Origin of the sequence: Amycolatopsis sp. BJA-103 (genome assembly GCF_002849735.1) — a bacterium.
In the GTDB taxonomy this organism is placed as follows: domain Bacteria; phylum Actinomycetota; class Actinomycetes; order Mycobacteriales; family Pseudonocardiaceae; genus Amycolatopsis.
The window spans coordinates 6,817,607-6,833,917 of the sequence record NZ_CP017780.1 but is presented as its reverse complement, the minus strand read 5'-3'; the positions used below and the strand labels follow the sequence as shown (position 1 = coordinate 6,833,917).

Annotated in this window: 15 protein-coding genes; 6 read left to right on the top strand and 9 right to left on the bottom strand. The window is 69.1% G+C overall.

The genetic code is table 11. The annotated features are described in order from the left end of the window. Positions 1 to 42 precede the first annotated feature (42 nt). From BKN51_RS30235 to BKN51_RS30225, 3 genes are read right to left on the bottom strand one after another with little or no spacing between them, the layout of a single operon-like run. Positions 43 to 507: a DUF2771 family protein gene (locus tag BKN51_RS30235; RefSeq protein WP_101610877.1), complete on the bottom strand. Its 465-nt coding sequence runs from the start codon at positions 505 to 507 to the stop codon at positions 43 to 45. 28 nt (positions 508 to 535) lie between these two features. Next, positions 536 to 2,473 carry an MFS transporter gene (locus BKN51_RS30230; protein ID WP_101610876.1) on the bottom strand — a complete coding sequence of 646 codons (1,938 nt, stop codon included), beginning with the start codon at positions 2,471 to 2,473 and terminating at the stop codon, positions 536 to 538. A 51-nt stretch (positions 2,474 to 2,524) separates the two neighbouring features. After that, entirely contained in the window at positions 2,525 to 3,289 is a 765-nt protein-coding gene (locus tag BKN51_RS30225; RefSeq protein WP_101610875.1) for a glutaminyl-peptide cyclotransferase, read from the bottom strand. A 49-nt stretch (positions 3,290 to 3,338) separates the two neighbouring features. Between BKN51_RS30225 and BKN51_RS30220 the strand changes: the two genes are divergently transcribed. Next, the gene (locus BKN51_RS30220; protein ID WP_101610874.1) at positions 3,339 to 4,328 is read left to right on the top strand and encodes a DUF3027 domain-containing protein; all 990 of its coding nucleotides are present in this window, start codon (positions 3,339 to 3,341) and stop codon (positions 4,326 to 4,328) included. Further along, complete coding sequence (locus BKN51_RS30215; RefSeq protein ID WP_101610873.1) at positions 4,318 to 7,128, top strand: sacsin N-terminal ATP-binding-like domain-containing protein; 2,811 nt, start codon at positions 4,318 to 4,320, stop codon at positions 7,126 to 7,128. Before BKN51_RS30220 ends, BKN51_RS30215 begins: the two co-directional genes overlap by 11 nt. On the opposite strand, the gene BKN51_RS30210 is transcribed toward BKN51_RS30215, so the two are convergent. After that, the gene (locus BKN51_RS30210; protein WP_101610872.1) at positions 7,082 to 8,044 is read right to left on the bottom strand and encodes an endonuclease domain-containing protein; all 963 of its coding nucleotides are present in this window, start codon (positions 8,042 to 8,044) and stop codon (positions 7,082 to 7,084) included. The two genes, BKN51_RS30215 and BKN51_RS30210, sit on opposite strands and share 47 nt — an antisense overlap. A gap of 175 nt (positions 8,045 to 8,219) precedes the next feature. Further along, positions 8,220 to 8,447, bottom strand: coding sequence for a DUF2530 domain-containing protein (locus tag BKN51_RS30205; protein ID WP_101610871.1), 228 nt, complete (start codon positions 8,445 to 8,447; stop codon positions 8,220 to 8,222). Between the two features lie 80 nt (positions 8,448 to 8,527). On the opposite strand from BKN51_RS30205, the gene BKN51_RS30200 reads away from it, so the two are divergent. The 4 genes from BKN51_RS30200 (at position 8,528) to BKN51_RS30185 (ending at position 12,285) form a co-directional block, all read left to right on the top strand. Then, positions 8,528 to 9,985 (top strand): NCS2 family permease, encoded by a 1,458-nt coding sequence (locus BKN51_RS30200; RefSeq protein ID WP_101610870.1) that lies wholly within the window; start codon positions 8,528 to 8,530, stop codon positions 9,983 to 9,985. 67 nt (positions 9,986 to 10,052) lie between these two features. Then, positions 10,053 to 10,484: a MarR family winged helix-turn-helix transcriptional regulator gene (locus BKN51_RS30195; RefSeq protein WP_101610869.1), complete on the top strand. Its 432-nt coding sequence runs from the start codon at positions 10,053 to 10,055 to the stop codon at positions 10,482 to 10,484. A gap of 107 nt (positions 10,485 to 10,591) precedes the next feature. Then, the gene (locus BKN51_RS30190; RefSeq protein ID WP_101610868.1) at positions 10,592 to 11,851 is read left to right on the top strand and encodes an MFS transporter; all 1,260 of its coding nucleotides are present in this window, start codon (positions 10,592 to 10,594) and stop codon (positions 11,849 to 11,851) included. Continuing rightward, positions 11,848 to 12,285, top strand: coding sequence for a hypothetical protein (locus tag BKN51_RS30185; protein ID WP_101610867.1), 438 nt, complete (start codon positions 11,848 to 11,850; stop codon positions 12,283 to 12,285). Before BKN51_RS30190 ends, BKN51_RS30185 begins: the two co-directional genes overlap by 4 nt. Here the strand turns inward: BKN51_RS30185 and BKN51_RS30180 are convergent. The 4 genes from BKN51_RS30180 to BKN51_RS30160 form a co-directional block, all read right to left on the bottom strand. Continuing rightward, positions 12,282 to 13,298: a hypothetical protein gene (locus tag BKN51_RS30180; protein WP_101610866.1), complete on the bottom strand. Its 1,017-nt coding sequence runs from the start codon at positions 13,296 to 13,298 to the stop codon at positions 12,282 to 12,284. The two genes, BKN51_RS30185 and BKN51_RS30180, sit on opposite strands and share 4 nt — an antisense overlap. Positions 13,299 to 13,469: 171 nt before the next feature. Continuing rightward, a complete protein-coding gene (locus BKN51_RS30175) occupies positions 13,470 to 13,994 on the bottom strand; it encodes a hypothetical protein (RefSeq protein ID WP_101610865.1) in 525 nt (174 codons plus the stop codon). Positions 13,995 to 14,415: 421 nt separating this feature from the next. Next, positions 14,416 to 15,255 (bottom strand): SDR family NAD(P)-dependent oxidoreductase, encoded by an 840-nt coding sequence (locus BKN51_RS30165; RefSeq protein WP_101610863.1) that lies wholly within the window; start codon positions 15,253 to 15,255, stop codon positions 14,416 to 14,418. Positions 15,256 to 15,471: 216 nt separating this feature from the next. Next, entirely contained in the window at positions 15,472 to 16,230 is a 759-nt protein-coding gene (locus BKN51_RS30160) for an arylamine N-acetyltransferase family protein (protein ID WP_101610862.1), read from the bottom strand. Positions 16,231 to 16,311 lie beyond the last annotated feature (81 nt).

The following is a 16,311-nucleotide window of genomic DNA, read 5'->3' as shown; positions in this document are numbered from 1 at the left end:
AAATTTGCAATGAAGGGGACTTTCATAGCGCGCGCGAGGGGCTCAAACCGCCGGTGATTCGACCTGCAGCGACCAGATCGCCGTCGTGACCGCCTCGGCGTCCTCCGGACGCCCGGTCTGGCTGATCACCGAAGCCTGCGCGACCTCGACGACGAGGATCTGGTCGTCGGGCCGGGGCGTCGTCACGGTGTAGGCGAACCGGTCGAGCGACGTGATGATGTCCTGCTTCAGCTCCTGCGGCTCGCCCTGGGCGTTCACGTACTGCACCGTGACCTTCCACGGCGTTTCCGCGATCTGGCTCGGCACCGAGATCTGCACCGGCTTCCCCGGCCGGACGCGCAGCTTGCCCGCGGCGTCGGGCCGGGTGGTGCACTGGTCGCTCTTGACGTCGCAGGACGCCAGCGGGGCGACGTTCACCGTCTTCCCGTCGGCGAAGAAGGTCACCTCTTCGGGGCCGGGGGCCGAGCAACCGGCCACCACGAAACCACCCGCCGCGAGCAGGGCCAAAATACGAAGTCGCCGCATACGGTGAAGATTACGAGCTAGGCCGCCACCGGGAGTCACCGGCCTCCGAGGGGACGGGCGATTCGCTGGTCGGGTCCGGGCGCAGCGGGCGATCGCCGCCGAGGCCGGGGATCAGCGAGGTGCCGCGCCGGACCATGAACGTCTGCGTGAACCCGACGGCCAGCAGGATCGACAGCACCAGGAACCCGATCCAGTACGTCGGCGGCAGCAGCAGGCCGACGGCACCGCCGAAGCACCAGCACATCTGCAGCACGGTCTCCGACCGGCCGAACGCCGAAGCGCGGGACTCTTCCGGGAGGTCTTCCTGGATGACGGCGTCGAGGCTGATCTTCGCCAGCGCGCTCGCTGTCGCGCCGACGAGCGCGACGATGGCCGCCGTCGCCAGCCCGGCCGCCACGGTGGCGATGACCGACATGCCCAGGCACGCCCCGACGCAGGCCAGGATCACCTGATCCGGTTTGCCGAAGTGCAGCCGCGAGCCCAGCGCGTTCCCGAGGAACCCGCCGGCACCGGCCGCGGCGCCGATGATGCCGAGCAGCAGCAGCTGGTTGAACGGGCTCTGCCCGCTGCCCTCGGTCTGCGCCTTCACCGCGAACGCGGAGAACATCATCAGGAACCCGGTCAGCACCCGGACGGAACCGTTGCCCCACAACGAGACGACGATCTGCCGCCCCATCGGCTGCCGCTGCTTCTTGACCCGCCGCTCCGGATGCGCCGACAGCGAAGCGGGCACCTCGCCCTCGGTCTTCTCGACCCACGACGGGATCCGCATCGACTGCACGGCGGCCGCGACGCAGATCAGCACGGTGAACCACAACGCGCCCGCGGAACCCCAGATCGCGTTGACACCGCTCGCCAGCGCGCCGAACACGCCGGCGGCGACCAGGCCGAACACGGTGAGCCGGGCGTTCGTCTTCGACAGGGTGATCTCGGGTGGCAGCACCCGGGGCGTCACCGCCGCCTTGAGCACGGTGAACGACTTCGACAGCACCATCATGCCCAGCGCCGCCGGGTACAGGAGCCAGTCGTCGAAGTGCAGCGCCATCACGACGGCCATCAACGCCTGACCGGCCGAGGACACGCACATCGCGAGCCTGCGGCCGCGCTGGATCTTGTCGAGTGCCGGGCCGATCACCGGCGCGACCAGCGCGAACGGGGCGATCGTGATGAGCAGGTAGAGCGCGACCTTGCCCTTGCTCTCCCCGCTGGTGGCGGCGAAGAAGAGGGTGTTGGCCAGCGCGATCGCCATCGCGGCGTCGCTGGCGTAGTTCAGCATCACCGCGTACGTCAGCGAAGTCAGGCCCGATTTGTCGGCGCCGTCCGCTTTCGTCGCGCGCTGGAAGGCGCCGACGGCCTGCCCGGTGAGCTGACGGCTACGCATCGCCGCGACCCGGGTGACCGTGATCTTCTTCGGCATCTTCGGCAGGGAACCCGCGCGCGGCGGGACCGCGGTCGTCGGGTTCTCGTGCGGATGCTCCGGTGCTTCATGCGGTTCGCCCGCGTAGCCGCCCGTGTCGTAGTGCTCGTATTCGCCGCTGCCCGGCGCGTGATCGTCGTAGAACCCGCCGGGACGACGCCGGACGGGTTCGGTCTGCCGCTGCGAAGGATCCGGGTACGGCCGCGCGCCGCGAGGAGGCGTTTGTGGTGGTGGCGGCGGTGTCCGGGGCGGAGGCGGCGGCGGCTGGTGGTGTCCCATCGGGATCGCGCCGGTGCGCGCCTCGTCGGCGGTCGGCCCGGCCGGATGCGGCTGGTACTGGGGCTGGGGACGGGCCGGGCGCGGCGGGACCGGCTGCTGGTCGACCCTGGTCGGTGGCGGCGCGGACCAGCTGCGCGCCTGGGTGGCGCCGGGCTCCGGCGTCCACTTCCGCTTGCTCTTGCGGCCGCGCTCCTTGCCCGACCGGCCGGAACGCGTGCCGTCGGGTCCAGAGTTCGAGCCGAAGATTCCCACCAGTCAATCCTGCCTTACGCGGGACCCGCCGCGCGCGTTCACCACTGCTTTCTAGGCGGCGGGGACGAACTTCACCCTGAACATCTTGGGCCAGAGCTTGCCGGTGATCAGGAATTCGTCCGTTCCCGGCACCGCCGCGATGCCGTTGAGGACGTCGGCGGAGCCCCTCTCGCCCGCCTCGAGCAGCCCCGCCGCGTCGATCTCGCCGGTCACCCGCCCCGACGAGGCGTCGATCCGCAGGATCCGCTCGGTCTGCCAGACGTTCGCGTACACCGAGTTACCGACGCACTCCAGTTCGTTCAGCTGGTCGCGCCCGACGTCGACGCTGCCTGTCGGAGCGAAGGACGTTGGGTCGCGGAAGGTCAGCTTCGACGAGCCGTCGCTCATCACCAGCCGCCCGTCTTGGTGGCACAGGCCCCAGCCTTCGCCGGTGTAGTTCACGCGCCTGAGCTCGGCCAGGGTCTTGGCGTCGCGTTCGATCGCGACACCGTCCTTCCAGGTGATCTGCCACGCCGTCGGTCCGAGCACGGTGATGCCCTCGCCGAACAGCCCGGGCAGTTCCTGCCGGACCGACGGCGCCGCGCCCGCCGGTCCGGCCCGCATCGACGACTTTCCGACCAGGCCGGTCCCCTCGTACAGCGTCTCTCCGGAGAACTCGAGCCCCTGGGTGAAGGCGGCCGGGTCATGGGGCAAGGACGAGAGCACCCGCACCTTGAGTTTCTCGGGCGCGGGCGGGGCGGCGTCGCTCACCGGCGCGGCGGCACAGCCACCGAGGACGGCGGCCAGCAGGAGCGAGGTGGTCATCAGCGTGCGCACGCGGACAGCCTGACACGGACCTCGATATCGCGTGCGGCAGAATGGGGGCATGACCCTGCTGTTGACCCTGGACGACGGCTCTATCCAGCGCAAACTCGCCGAGGCGGTCGATCTGGCCCGCGCGGCGGTGCTGGAGGACGCCGGTGCCGAACTGGTCGGCGCGCACGTCGGCGTCGATCGGGAGGACGCGGTTTCCGCGAGTCACCTGTTCGAGGCGACCGTGACGGGTTATCGGGGCTGGCGCTGGTCGGTGACGGTCGCGCTCGCCGGTGACGAAGAACCGATCACGGTCAGCGAGGTCGTGCTCATCCCGGGTCCGGACGCGCGCGTCGCCCCGGCGTGGGTGCCGTGGGATCGCCGCGTGCAGGCGGGCGACCTCGGCGTCGGCGACATCTTCCCGGTGGAGAAGGACGATCCGCGGCTCGCCCCGGCGTACCTCGAGTCCGACGACCCCGCGGTCGAAGCCGTCGCCAAGGAGACCGGCCTCGGCCGGGTCCACGTGCTGTCCCGGCACGGCAGGCTCGACGCCGCCGCCCGCTGGCACGACGGCGAATTCGGCCCGCGGTCGGACATGGCGCGCAGCGCGCCCGACGTCTGCGGAAGCTGCGGCTTTTTCGTGTCGCTCGCGGGCTCGCTCAGCGCGGCCTTCGGCGCTTGCACCAATGACATCTCCCCGGCGGACGGTCACGTCGTCGACGTCGCCTACGGCTGCGGCGCGCACTCCGAGATCGAGGTCGAGGTGACCTCGTCGGTGCCGGTGGCGGAACTGGTCTACGACGACTCGCTGGTCGACTTCGAGCCCGCGCCCGAGGCGCCTGCCGAGCCCGAGCCCGCTGAGGCCGAGCCTGAGCCCGTCGCGGCCGAGGTAGCTGAAGCCGAGGTCGCTGAAGCCGAGGCCGCCGAGGCCACGGTCGTCGACGAGTCCGAGGCGCCGGTGGTCGAGGTGCCCGAGACCGCCGAGGTCCAGCCGGAGGTCGAACCCGAGGCAGCCGCCCAGTCCGCCGAGGCGGAGACCACCGAAAGCCCCAGTGAGCACTGACCCGTTCGGCACCGAGCGGTTACGCGCCGCCGTCCTGCGCGCGTGGGCGGATTCGCCGACGCGGTTCACCGAGGACACCAACACCGAGAACGACCTGCGCGTCGGCGGCTACCGTGACCGGTTGTTCGTCGAACTGGCGCAGAACGCCGCCGACGCCGCACTCGCGGCCGGTGAACGCGGAACGCTTCGGGTGTCCGCTGTGGACGGTGAGCTGAGGTTCGCCAACACGGGTGCTCCGCTGGATACCCGGGGCGTCGAATCCCTTGCCTCCCTTCGTGCTTCCGGGAAAGGCGACGAGACCGTCGGCCGGTTCGGCGTCGGATTCGCCGCCGTGCTCACGGTTTCCGCCGAACCGCGGATCGTTTCGGCGACCGGCGGGGTCGCGTTCTCCGCGGAGCGCACCCGGGCCGAGGCCGGTCGCACCGGCGACGTCCCCGTGCTCCGGCTTCCGTGGCCGGTCCAGGACGGCGAGCCTCCTGTGCCCGAAGGCTTCGCCACCGAGGTCCGGCTTCCGGTGCGCGAGGGTGTCGACATCTCCGCGCTGCTGGCGGATCTGAAGGACGACATCGGCGACCTGCTGCTCACGCTGTCCTGGCTGGAGTGCATCGAGGTCGACGGCGGGGTGTGGCGCCGCACCGATCTCGGCGACGGCGTCGTCGAACTCTCGGCGCCGGACGGTTCCTCCGACCACTGGCAGGTGCATCGCGGCGACGTCGTTTGGGCGGTCCCGCTGGACGGAGCCGGTTCGCCGCGGCCGCTCGGCGAAGACGTCCTGCACGCGCCGACCCCCACCGACGACGAGCTTTCCCTGCCCGCGAGGCTGATCGCGACGCTCCCGATCGAGCCGTCCCGGCGTCGCGCGCTGCCGGGGCCGGAGCTGACGGCGGCCTTGAAGAACGCCGCGCGGGAGTACGTCGATCTCGTCTGTTCCTTGCCTGGCAAGGAGCGCCTGTTGCTCGTGCCCGGTGCGGGCTTCCCGCGTTCCACTGTGGACGGAACGCTGCGGGAGTCCATTCTGGAGAACCTCGCCGATCTTCCCTGGCTTCCGGCGCAGGAAGGCGACGACCTGCCGGGCAGGCGGGCGCGGGTGCTTTCGGTCGACGTGCCGGGTCTCGCGCCGCTGCTGGCCGATGTCGTGCCCGGGCTGATCTCACTGTCCGGTGTGGACCTTCGTGCCGTCGGCGCCCAGGCGCTTTCGCCCGCCGAGGCCATCGAGCTGCTGACCGGGGTCCAGCGCGAACCCTCGTGGTGGCACTCGCTTTACGACGTGCTGCTCCCGGCGCTCGAAGCGCACGATCTCACCAAGGACGATCTCGGCGCCTTGCCGGTGCCGATGTCGGACGGCCGCACCCTGCCCGGCGTGCGCGACGCGCTGCTCGTCGGCGGATCGGCGGAACTGCTCGAACTCCTGTCCGATGTGGACATTCTCGGGCTCCGGCTCGTGCACCCGGTCGCGGCGCATCCGTTGCTGGAACGCTTGGGCGCCAAGCACGCCGAGGCAGGTGACCTGCTCGAAGCCGACGCGCTGAGCGCCGCCGTCGAACGCAGCGTCGAGGACGTCCGGTCCGGTTTGGACGGTATGGCGCTCGCGGGCGCGGTGCTCCGCCTGATCGCCGAGGTCGGCGACGAAGCTCCCGGCTGGGCGAGCGCACTGGCCCTGCCGGGCGAAGACGGCTGGCGGCGCGCGGACGAACTCGTCCTGCCCACGTCTCCGCTGGGCGACATCTTCGACCCCGAGGTGTTCGAAGAAGACGGCGCCTTGTCCGTGCTGGACGAGGAATTCGCCGAAGACTGGCCGGTGACCACGCTCGTCGCGGTCGGGGTGCTCGACACCTTCGCGATCATCGCCGACGACGATCCGCTGGAGCCCGAACACGGCCTGCCCGACGAGCACGACTGGTGGGACTCGCGGGAACGCCCGCCGTCCCGCGTGCTCGGCGTGCGCGATCTCGATCTCGTCGCCGACGACGCCTGGCCGGAGGCGCTGCGCCTGCTCGCGTCGCGCCCCGGAACCTGGCGTGCCCTCACCGACCCCGGTGGGCACACCGGCTGGTGGCTCGCGCGGTACGCGCTGCTGGACGGGCACGCGCCGCTCGACTGGCGGATGCCGGAAGCCGCCGTGCTGGCCGGGCTCTACGACGTCGTCCCGGATTCGGGGCTGAGCAAGGAGATCCTGCTCGCCGCCGGAGTCCGGACCGAGCTGGGCACCGAGGTCGAAGACGTCGAGGACCTCTTGGAGAGGCTGGGCGATCCCGAGCGCACGGTGAGCCCCGGGCTCGCCGCCCGGGCGCACGCGGCGCTCGCGGAAGCGGCGGTGGACGTCGAAGCGCCGGACCGTGTCCGGGTCGCGGACGGTTCGGCCGCCGACGCTCGCGACGCCGTCGTCCTCGACGTGCCGTGGTTCGCCGCCGTGCTGGCGCCGGCGCGGATCGTCGTCTCGGACAGTGGCGCCGGTGCGCTGGCGGAGTTGCTGGACCTGCCGGTGGCGAGCGGTCTCGCCGCCAAGGTCGCCGAAGACGGCGAGTACGTGCCGTGGACGGAACTTTCCGCGCTCCGGGTGGCCGCCGAGCAGCTGGGCGTCGAACCGCCCGAAGGCGGAGTGCTGCTGCACGAGGCGCTGACGGTGGCCTTCGAGGACGCGGAGCACGAGGTCGCCTGGTGGTCCGACGGCAGGCTGCACGCCGCCGACACCCCCGAAGGCCTCGCGCGGGCGTTCGCCTGGGCCACGGACCGGTGGGCCGACCGGCACGTCCTCACGGCCCTGCTCGAAGACCCTTCACCCTCGGCACTCCTGAACTGACGCGTTTAGTCCTCTGGTTGCGGTCCTTGGACTGAACGCGGCGGGCGAGGGCCGTGCGTACTCGGTGGACCATCGCCCGCGGGTCGCCATAGAGCTCTTCTTTGGTGATGACGATGAACTCCCAGCCTTCAGCCTCGATGAGTGACCGCCGCCGGGCGTCCAAGCGCGTTTGTTCGCCTTCGAGGTGCCACGCGCCGTCGTACTCGATGGCGAGTTTGGCCTCACGGATCGCGAGATCCAGGCGGCCGAGGAACTGGGCGTCCCGGTAGACCTCCACCTGTGGCTCCGCCTCGATGTCGTGGAGTCTCAGCCATACCCTGACTTCGGACTCCGGAATCGACTCCGCTCGCCCATCCGAGAGGGCGAGGGCCTGGCGCGCCCGGACGATGCCGTGGTCATGCCGGTGCCGCAGGTAGACCTCCAGCTCGTCGCGGTCGACGAATCCCGTGGAGAGCAGGACATCGAGGAAGCCGACCACGCGGGGGAAGGAACGATGGAGGCGAGTGTTGGCCAGGATGTCCATCGTCATCCGCGGCGGAGTGGCGATCAGGCCGTCGCGCCAGGGCTCGAAATCCTCGCCGAGGAGCCTGGTGCGACGGAGATGCGTTCCACTCAGGCCGTGAAAGCCCTTCTGTTCGGGCACGACGAATTCGACAGGATCGTCCGCGTCCGCGAACGGGAACCCGTGCACCGTCGCGGCGGAGCAACCGGTCAGCACCGCGCCGTCGGGCACGACGAGGGCCGCGGCCTTGCATCGCAGTTCATGATCTTGACGAAGGCCCGCTGGGGCATAGACGTCCTGGAACAGGCGGTTGTACAGACCCGAACGGAGCTGGGCTCGGGTGAGGTCCCCTTCGCTGACGGCATGGCTGCCGAGGAAGGGGCCGGAGAACTCGCAGCAGGAATTTATGGACACGACTCGACGATGACATCCGACTCCGGCGTCACCCGGAGTTCAAGATCATCTTCGCCGCACTTGTCCACACCACCCTTCGCCTGTGCATAACCCGCTCCCTGGCCGCGTTTCGTCCTCTAGTTGCGGTCCTTGCACGTGCAAGGACCGCAACTAGAGGACGAAATGCGAGAGGAAGTCAGAGGCGTTGGGCGCTTTTCGAGCCCCGGCGGGCGGCGGCGCGCTGCCAGGCGATGATCGCGAGGCCGATGAAGCCGAGCACGAGGCCGGAGAACGCCGTCTGCACCCAGATGCCGTCGGTCACAAAGAACAGGACCACGGTCGCGACGGCCCACAGCGAGGTACCTACGATCACGACCGGCGTCAGGTCGGTCAGCCGCTTCGGCAGTTCCGGCGTTGGCCGCAATGAACCGTTTACTTCCCCGGAATTGATCGATTCGCCCACGTGGGGAAGGGTACCCGGCAACGGGCGAAGGGTGGTACGCGATGGCGGAGCAGCGCACCCGGTCCACACTGGACCGGTATTTCAAGATCGGCGAGCGCGGCTCGACACCGGGACGTGAGGTCCGCGGCGGGATCGTCACCTTCTTCACGATGGCGTACATCGTCGTCCTCAACCCGCTGATCATCGGCAGCTTCGCCGCGGACGACGCGGGCGCGCACAAGGACGTCCTCGGCAACATCCTCCCCGTGCCGCAGGTCGCCGCGGTGACCGCGCTGGTCGCCGGGGTGCTGACGATCATCATGGGGCTGGTCGCGAACTACCCGTTCGCCATCGCCACCGGCCTCGGCATCAACAGCCTGATCGCGGTCACCTTCGCCTCCCAGATGAGCTGGCCCGAGGCGATGGGCCTGGTGGTGATCGAGGGCCTGGTCATCGTCCTGCTGGTCTTCGCCGGGATCCGCACGGCGGTGTTCAACGCCGTGCCGCCACCGCTGAAATCCGCGATCGCGGTCGGCATCGGCCTGTTCATCTGCCTGATCGGCCTGGTCGACGCGGGGTTCGTCCGGCGCGTCCCCGACGACGCGAAGACCACCGTGCCGGTCGGGCTGGGCATCAACGGCTCGATCGCTTCGTGGCCGACAGTGGTGTTCGTCGTCGGCCTGCTGCTGACCGGCATCCTGGTCGCGAAGCGGGTCAAGGGCGCCATCCTGATCGGTGTCCTCGCCTCGACCGTGCTGGCGATCGTCATCGAGGCGATCACGAAGGTCGGTCCGTCCAAGGGCGTCAACCCGCAGGGCTGGAACCTCGGCTACCCGGCGCTGCCGGACCAGGTCCTCGGGCTGCCGGACCTCTCCCTGGTCGGCGACATCTCCTTCGGCGCCTGGACGCGGCTGCCGATCATCACCGTCGTCCTGCTGGTGTTCACCCTGGTGCTGGCCGACTTCTTCGACACCATGGGCTCGATGACCGGACTGGCCAAGGAAGCCGATCTCCTGCCCGCGGACGGCAAGCTCCCGAACGTCGGCAAGGCCCTGTTCGTCGACGGCACCGCCGCGGTGGCGGGTGGCTTCGCGTCGTCGAGTTCGAACACCGTCTTCGTCGAATCCGCGTCCGGTATCGCCGAGGGTGCCAGGACCGGGCTCGCGAACGTCGTCACCGGCGTGCTCTTCATCGCGGCCATGTTCCTGACCCCGCTCTACCAGGTGGTCCCGGTCGAGGCCGCGGCTCCGGCGCTGGTCGTCGTCGGCGCGCTGATGATGAGCCAGGTCAAGGAGATCGACTTCTCCGACTTCACCGTCGCCCTGCCCGCTTTCCTGACCATCGTGGTCATGCCGTTCACCTACTCGATCGCGAACGGCATCGGGGCGGGCTTCGTCAGCTTCGTCGTCCTCCGCGCCGTCACCGGCAAGGCGAAGGGCATCCACCCGCTGATGTGGGGCATCGCGGTGATGTTCCTGGCCTACTTCGCCGTCGGCCCCATTCAGGCAGCGTTCAGCTGACCTGCGGTTTTGTCGCCCGTGGTCGATCTCACGGGCCAGTGATCCGATCGTGAGGTAAGCTAACTATATGTCCGGAGACACGCACGAGCGCTCACTGGCGAGCCGCCTGCGTCTCGCGGTGGTGCGGCTCAATCGCCGGCTACGGGCCCAGCGCGCCGGTGACGGCATCTCGCTGACACAGGTGTCCGCGCTGTCCACGCTGCACAAATGCGGTGCGCTGACCCCAGGCCAGCTCGCCGCGAAGGAAGGCGTCCAGCCGCCCTCGATGACGAGGGTGATCGCCGCGCTCGAGGAGATGGATTACGTCGAGCGCAGGCCGCATCCGACCGACGGCCGTCAGGCGATCGTCGAGTTGTCGGATCGCGGGCGGTCCTACGTGGTCGAGCAGATCACCGCGCGGGAGATCTGGCTGGACAAGCAATTGGCGGAGTTGAGCGCGGAGGAACGCGAAGTGCTCTCTCGCGCCGCCGAGATCATCGACAGGATGGCGGGGAACTAACAGCGGTGACGACCACGGGTAGCGAAACACAGTGTCCCTCCAAGACCGCCGCTACCCGGGAACCCGCTCCGCCGCCACCTTCCGCGCGCGAGAAACCGCGCGGGAGCATGTTCTCGTCCCTGAAGGTGCGGAACTACCGGCTCTTCTTCACCGGCCAGGTCATCTCGAACATCGGCACCTGGATGCAGCGCATCGCGCAGGACTGGCTGGTGTTCACCCTCAGCGGCAACGACCCGATCGCGCTCGGCATCGCGGTCGCACTGCAGTTCGCGCCGACGCTGTTCCTCTCGCTGTGGGCCGGGGTGCTGGCCGACCGCGTCGACAAGCGACGGCTCCTGATCGGCATCCAGATCGCCGTGCTGGCACAGGCCGTCGTCCTCGGCGCACTCGATCTGAGCGGTATCGCGGCTCTGTGGCACGTATATCTCCTCTGCTTCACTCTCGGCATCACCGCGTCGCTGGAAGTGCCCGCGCGGCAGTCGTTCGTCGCCGAGATGGTCGGCAGGGACAAGGTCACCAACGCCGTCGCGCTCAACTCCTCGATCTTCAACATGGCCCGGATCGTCGGCCCGGCCATCGCGGGCTTCGCGATCACCTGGGTCGGCACCGGCTGGCTGTTCATGGCGAACGCGGTGAGCACGGGCGCCGTCATCGCCGCGCTGGTGATGATGAACCCCGACAAGCTCTTCCGCGGCCCGGCCATCCCGCGTGAGAAGGGTCAACTGGTCGAGGGGCTGCGGTACGTCCGGCGGCGCAGCGACCTGATGACCGTGATGGTGCTGGTGTTCTTCGTGAGCACCTTCGGCATCACGTACTTCACCTCGCTGCCGATCGTCGCCGCGAACGTCTTCCACACCAACGCCGACGGCTACGGCCTCCTGTCGACTCTGGTCGCCGTCGGCACCTTCACCGGCGCGCTGATGTCGGCCCGCCGCAACACCCGCGGCGGTCCCCGCGTGCGGCTGCTGCTGATCTCGGCGTTCCTGCTCGGCGCGTTCGAGGTGGTCACCGCGTTCATGCCGACGTACCTGACCTTCGGCCTCGCGCTGATCCCGCTCGGCTTCGCCACGATCACCTTCCTCAACACCGCGAACGCGCTGGTGCAGACCGCCGTCAGCCCGGAGATGCGCGGCCGCGTGATGGGCCTCTACGTCCTGGTGCTGATCGGCGGGAACCCCATCGGCGGCCCGATGACCGGCTGGATGGCCGACGCCTTCGGTGGCCGCTCGCCGTTCTACATCGGCGGTGCGATCTCGGCGCTCGCCGCGGTAGTGTGCGCCGTCGTGCTGATCCGGCGCGGTGGGGTGAGTTTGCCGGTGCGGCGGTTCGGAAACGGGCTGCGCGTGCTGAAGAGGGAGCGGGTGTGAACAAGCTCGGTGTCGAACCGTCGGTGACCCGCTGGAACGACGGCGAGGCCCGGTTCCTGGACTGGACGATCGACGGTGTCGCGCTGCGCTCGATCGTCCCCGTGCAGGAGCGGACGCCGTTGTCCCTGGACGGGGACCTGTGGCGCGAGTCGGCGGTCGCGACGCTTTGCCGCCTGCTCGGCGATCTACCGGGCGATTTCGACGATGGCCGGGTCGCGTTGCTGTTCTGCCCGCTGTGCGGCGATCTCGGCTGTGGTGGCTACAGCGTCGAGGTCGTCTTCGGCGATGGCCGGGTCGAGTGGCGGGGTTTCGGCTGGCAGTACGACTACGAGCCTTTCGACCCCGCTCAGGAGTTCGCCTTCGCTGTGGCCAGGTTCGATCGGAAGGCGTACGAGACCCTGCTCCGTGACCTGCTGTCGAACTACCGGGCCTAGCGCCCGAGGAGCGGCGGCACCATCTTTTCGGCGAGCGCCGTGAGATCGCCGGTGCCCTTGAACTTCAGCGTCTGCCCGCCCGGGTCGTTGGTGAGCTGCACGATGACGGATCCGTCGTCGACCTGCGCGGGCAGCCCCGCGACGCTCGTGGTCGGGCGGACGAGCGAGGACAGTTCGCTGTAGTCCGCGGTCACCCCGTTCAGCTCGCAGGCGGCGAAGAAGGTCGGTTTCGCGTTGTCGGCCGGGACCCCGAGCGCGCGGCCGAGTTCCCCGCACAGCAGCCAGGAGACCACCGGGAGCGGCTGGTCCTTGATCGGGCCGGGTTCGCGTTTCTCCAGCGGGATCTCGCCGTCTTCGCCGATTTTCGGCAATGCAGGCCCTGGCGGTGTCACCCCCGCGATCAGCGCCTCGGCGAGTGCTTTCGCCTTGCCCTCGGTCTCGGGATTCTTGATGGCCCTGCCGCGGAGGGAGACGCGCAGCACCGGCGAGGCGCCGTTGTGCGGCGCGACCTCGACCAGCTCGACGCTCAGGCTGGTGCCTTCCTTGTCGGTGGCGATGACCGCGACCTTGCCGGCGACGGTGGTCCTCGTCGGCAGGCCCCGGCTCGTGTCCTTGGGCAACTCGGGGATCATCTGCGCGCTGACGTCGAGTTCCGTGGTGACCGCGTGACAGGCCCCGCCCGCCTCCCGCAGCGTGCGGCCGCCGAGGATCTCCTCCCAGCGTTGCTCCGGGATCGCCTGGCAGAGCACCTGCGCGCCGGTGTCGTCCGTCAGTGCGGTCACCATCTCGCCCGTCGGCATCGGGACCGGGCGGAGCGCCTGCCCGGATTTGGACGGCCAAACCTCCGGCAGTTCGGCTCCGGTGCCGGGCTCGTCCTTGTTCAGCACGGTGATCGCGACGGCGATGGCGACGCCGGACAGCAGCAGGACGCTCGTCAGCGCGCAGCCCGCCCAGATCCACATCGGACGGTCGGTCTTGCGCGCGATGCTGCGGTAGTCGTTCCCGGTGGCCACGGGGAGAAGCTAGCCGGTCGGGCGCTCGCTGTCCGGCGAAACGCCAACCCGATGGGTGGATGGGGTGAGTGAGGTTGAGGTAGACTTCGATCAGCGCCGGTTACTAAACCGGTGAAGTGGACCCGGCAGCCTTCCGGACGGTGGGTGGGCCGGGTTTCGCGTATCCGGACCTCAGAGGGTTCTGACCTCCTTCACCATTTCTCTCGCCCGGGTCTTCCAATGGCCCCCACGCTGCCAGCACCACGCGAGCGCGTCCGGGATGGCGAGTAGTGGTTCCTCGAACGCGCGTAGGTGCCGGTACTCGAGAACGTCTTGGCATCCGTGCTGCCGGACGGATCGGTAGAGCGTCTTCCGGTCCAGCTCCACGATCGACTCGTCGCTTTCCAGCACGAGCATTCTTGTGCCGGCTTCGGCGAGGTCCTCGACCAGCACGTCAAGACAGACTTCACGCTGACGTCGCCGACGATGCGCCGAGGCGTCGTAGATCCTCACTGTGGGCTCGAGCTCTGCGATCGTGTCCAGAATGCGTTTGCGGCGCCCGTCGTTCTCGTGGGTGAAATGCAGACGGCGTTGACCTGGCAGCACCAGACTTCGCATGGCGCGCCGGGCGGACGTGAGGTCGCCTGAGAGCAGTGCGGCGGCCGTCACCAAGTAGCCGCCTTCCTTGCTCTCGTCGACGAACACGTGGTTGATCATCCGGTCATTGTTCCGGAGTGGTCCGACAAGAAGATCATCGGCCGAGTGCGCTTTTCTTGCGAATGCGCAAGAAGCGGCAATTCCTGGCTGGGCTCCGTGAAGGACTCCTTCACTACCTTGAGGACCAGGGTCTCGGCAAAGTCGGCTATCCGCTGGTCGCAGAGGTGACGGAGTGGGCTCGTCACCCGTGGCCTGACACGCTCCTCGAATGTCCACTGAGGACAGTCTTGGTGTATTTTTGCCCGATTTGGGCGGTTTACGGGGTGGTCGTGAGTGGTAAGTGTCGTTCTAACGCTTCTTATCGCTCACGACCCCGCTGGAAACCCTCGAAACCTGACACGTGCGGATAGCCGACTTTGCCGGAACCCTGACCTTGAGGGTAGTGAAGGAGTCCTTCACGTCCTGGGGCATCGGCCTTGAGTCACCGCCACCGGGCCGAGGGAGGCGGCTCCAGCGCCTCCCGCAGGTCACCGCCCACCGCGTCCGCGATGTCCTCGACCGTCCACCCGTCCCGCTCGAGGACGGGATCCTTGATCGCGGTCTGGCGGAGGACGCACAGGATGTCGCCGCGGAACCGGAGGATCTGCCCGGTGACCCCCGCCGAAAGGTCGCTGAGGAGGTAGGTCACCAGCGGCGCCACCCGTTCCGGGGTGTGCTCCGGGGTCTGGACGACGCTCGGGTCCCGTTGGGCCATCCGCGTCCAGGCCACCGGCGCGACGGCGTTGACGCGGATGCCGTGGTCGGCCAGATCGGCCGCCCAGGAGGCGGTCATGGAGGCGACGGCGCCTTTCGAGGCCGAGTACGCGGCCGCGCGCCGCTGGCCGATCATCGAGCCGGAGCCCACGTTCACGATCACGCCGCTGCCCCGCTCGCGCATCACGGCCGCCGCCGCGGTCCCGCAGAAGAGCGGGCCCAGCACGTTGACCTCGACCACTTCGCGTATCCGGGCGGGGTCGCCCGCCCACGGTTCGGCGCGGTAGTTGACGCCGGCGTTGTTGACCAGGCCGTCGAGCGTGCCGAACTCGGCGACGCACTGGTCGATCAGTCCGGCGGCATGTCCGGCGTCGGCGACCGAGTCGCCATTGGACACCGCGCGTCCGCCCCGGGCGCGGATCTCACGCGCGACCTCGTCCGCGAGTCCGGCTTCGACGTCGTTCACCACGACCGCGGCGCCCTGCGCGGCCGCGTGGTGCGCGAAAGCCCTGCCCAGGCCCTGTCCGGAGCCGGTGATCACCACGGCCTTGCCGCTCAGAAGACTCATGGGGACAGTTTGCCGTCACTCGGAAGGGTGAGATCGGCGTCTCTCGGTCGTACCCCTTGCCGGGGTAGATGAGGTTAGGCTAACCTCATACATGTCCGCTTCGTGGTGGGAGCGGCAGTCAGTTCGGGAACGGACGAAGCCCCGCAACCGGGTTACCCCCGGAGGCGGGGCTTCGTTCATGCCGGGGGTTCATGGTCGAGGACCCCGCCGGTCTGGTCAAGGCCGTTCCGGTACCCGGGCGAGTTCGATCCCGAACTCCTTCCGGTAGACGTCCAGGATCTCCTGATCACTCGAAAGCCTGGTTTCCTCGCGGACGCCGTGGGTGGTGACGATCAGCTTGTCACCCGCCAGGGTGACCCGGCCGTGCTTGGTGGGCAGCGAGCACCTCGGTCCCCGCGTGAAGTCCGACTCCGGCGAGGCCGACTGCCAGAACGCCGTCGGGATGAACTCGTCCAGCGTCCGTGACCGCTGCTCCAGCCGGTACTGGGGCTTGCCGTCCTGGACGACGTCGATGTCGCCGTAGGCGGCGTCGAGGATCAGGAACTCGCCGTCCGGGTCGGCCTGCGACTCGGTGGCGGACAGGCGCAGCGGGAACCGGCTGAACCTGCCGAAGCCGACGTCGGACAGCCACGGCTCGTCGAGCTCCACCCGGACGGCCGCGTGGTCGAACGGTGGTCCGAGGGTGCCGTCCGGCCGGAAGACCTTCGCGGCCTTCAGCGTGGCGTCGAAGCCCAGTTCTCGCAGCAAGGCGGCGAAGAGCCCGTTCAGCTCGTAACAGAAGCCGCCGCGACGCCGTCGCACGATCTTGTCGAACAGCGCTTCGGTCTCCAGGACGATCGGCTCGCCGAGGTGGATGCTCAGGTTCTCGAACGGCACCACCGAGAGATGGCGTTCCTGCAGCACCCGCAGCGCGGCGACGTCCGTGCTGGCGGGACGGTCGAGTCCGAGGCGGTCGAGGTATGCGGCGACGTCCATGCGCCCACCTTGACACCTCGACTTCGCTGGAGGTCAAGCAAGGAAAACGGGGCCCTCCGGAAGGAGAGCCCCGCTTCGTGG

What these genes read in the sequence shown, in the direction of transcription:
- BKN51_RS30220 (WP_101610874.1), top strand. Translation starts at nt 3,339, where the DNA reads ATGACCCTGCTGTTGACCCTGGACGACGGCTCTATCCAGCGCAAACTC.
- BKN51_RS30200 (WP_101610870.1), top strand. Translation starts at nt 8,528, where the DNA reads ATGGCGGAGCAGCGCACCCGGTCCACACTGGACCGGTATTTCAAGATC.
- BKN51_RS30195 (WP_101610869.1), top strand. Translation starts at nt 10,053, where the DNA reads ATGTCCGGAGACACGCACGAGCGCTCACTGGCGAGCCGCCTGCGTCTC.
- BKN51_RS30190 (WP_101610868.1), top strand. Translation starts at nt 10,592, where the DNA reads ATGTTCTCGTCCCTGAAGGTGCGGAACTACCGGCTCTTCTTCACCGGC.
- BKN51_RS30175 (WP_101610865.1), bottom strand. Translation starts at nt 13,994, where the DNA reads ATGATCAACCACGTGTTCGTCGACGAGAGCAAGGAAGGCGGCTACTTG.
- BKN51_RS30165 (WP_101610863.1), bottom strand. Translation starts at nt 15,255, where the DNA reads ATGAGTCTTCTGAGCGGCAAGGCCGTGGTGATCACCGGCTCCGGACAG.
- BKN51_RS30160 (WP_101610862.1), bottom strand. Translation starts at nt 16,230, where the DNA reads ATGGACGTCGCCGCATACCTCGACCGCCTCGGACTCGACCGTCCCGCC.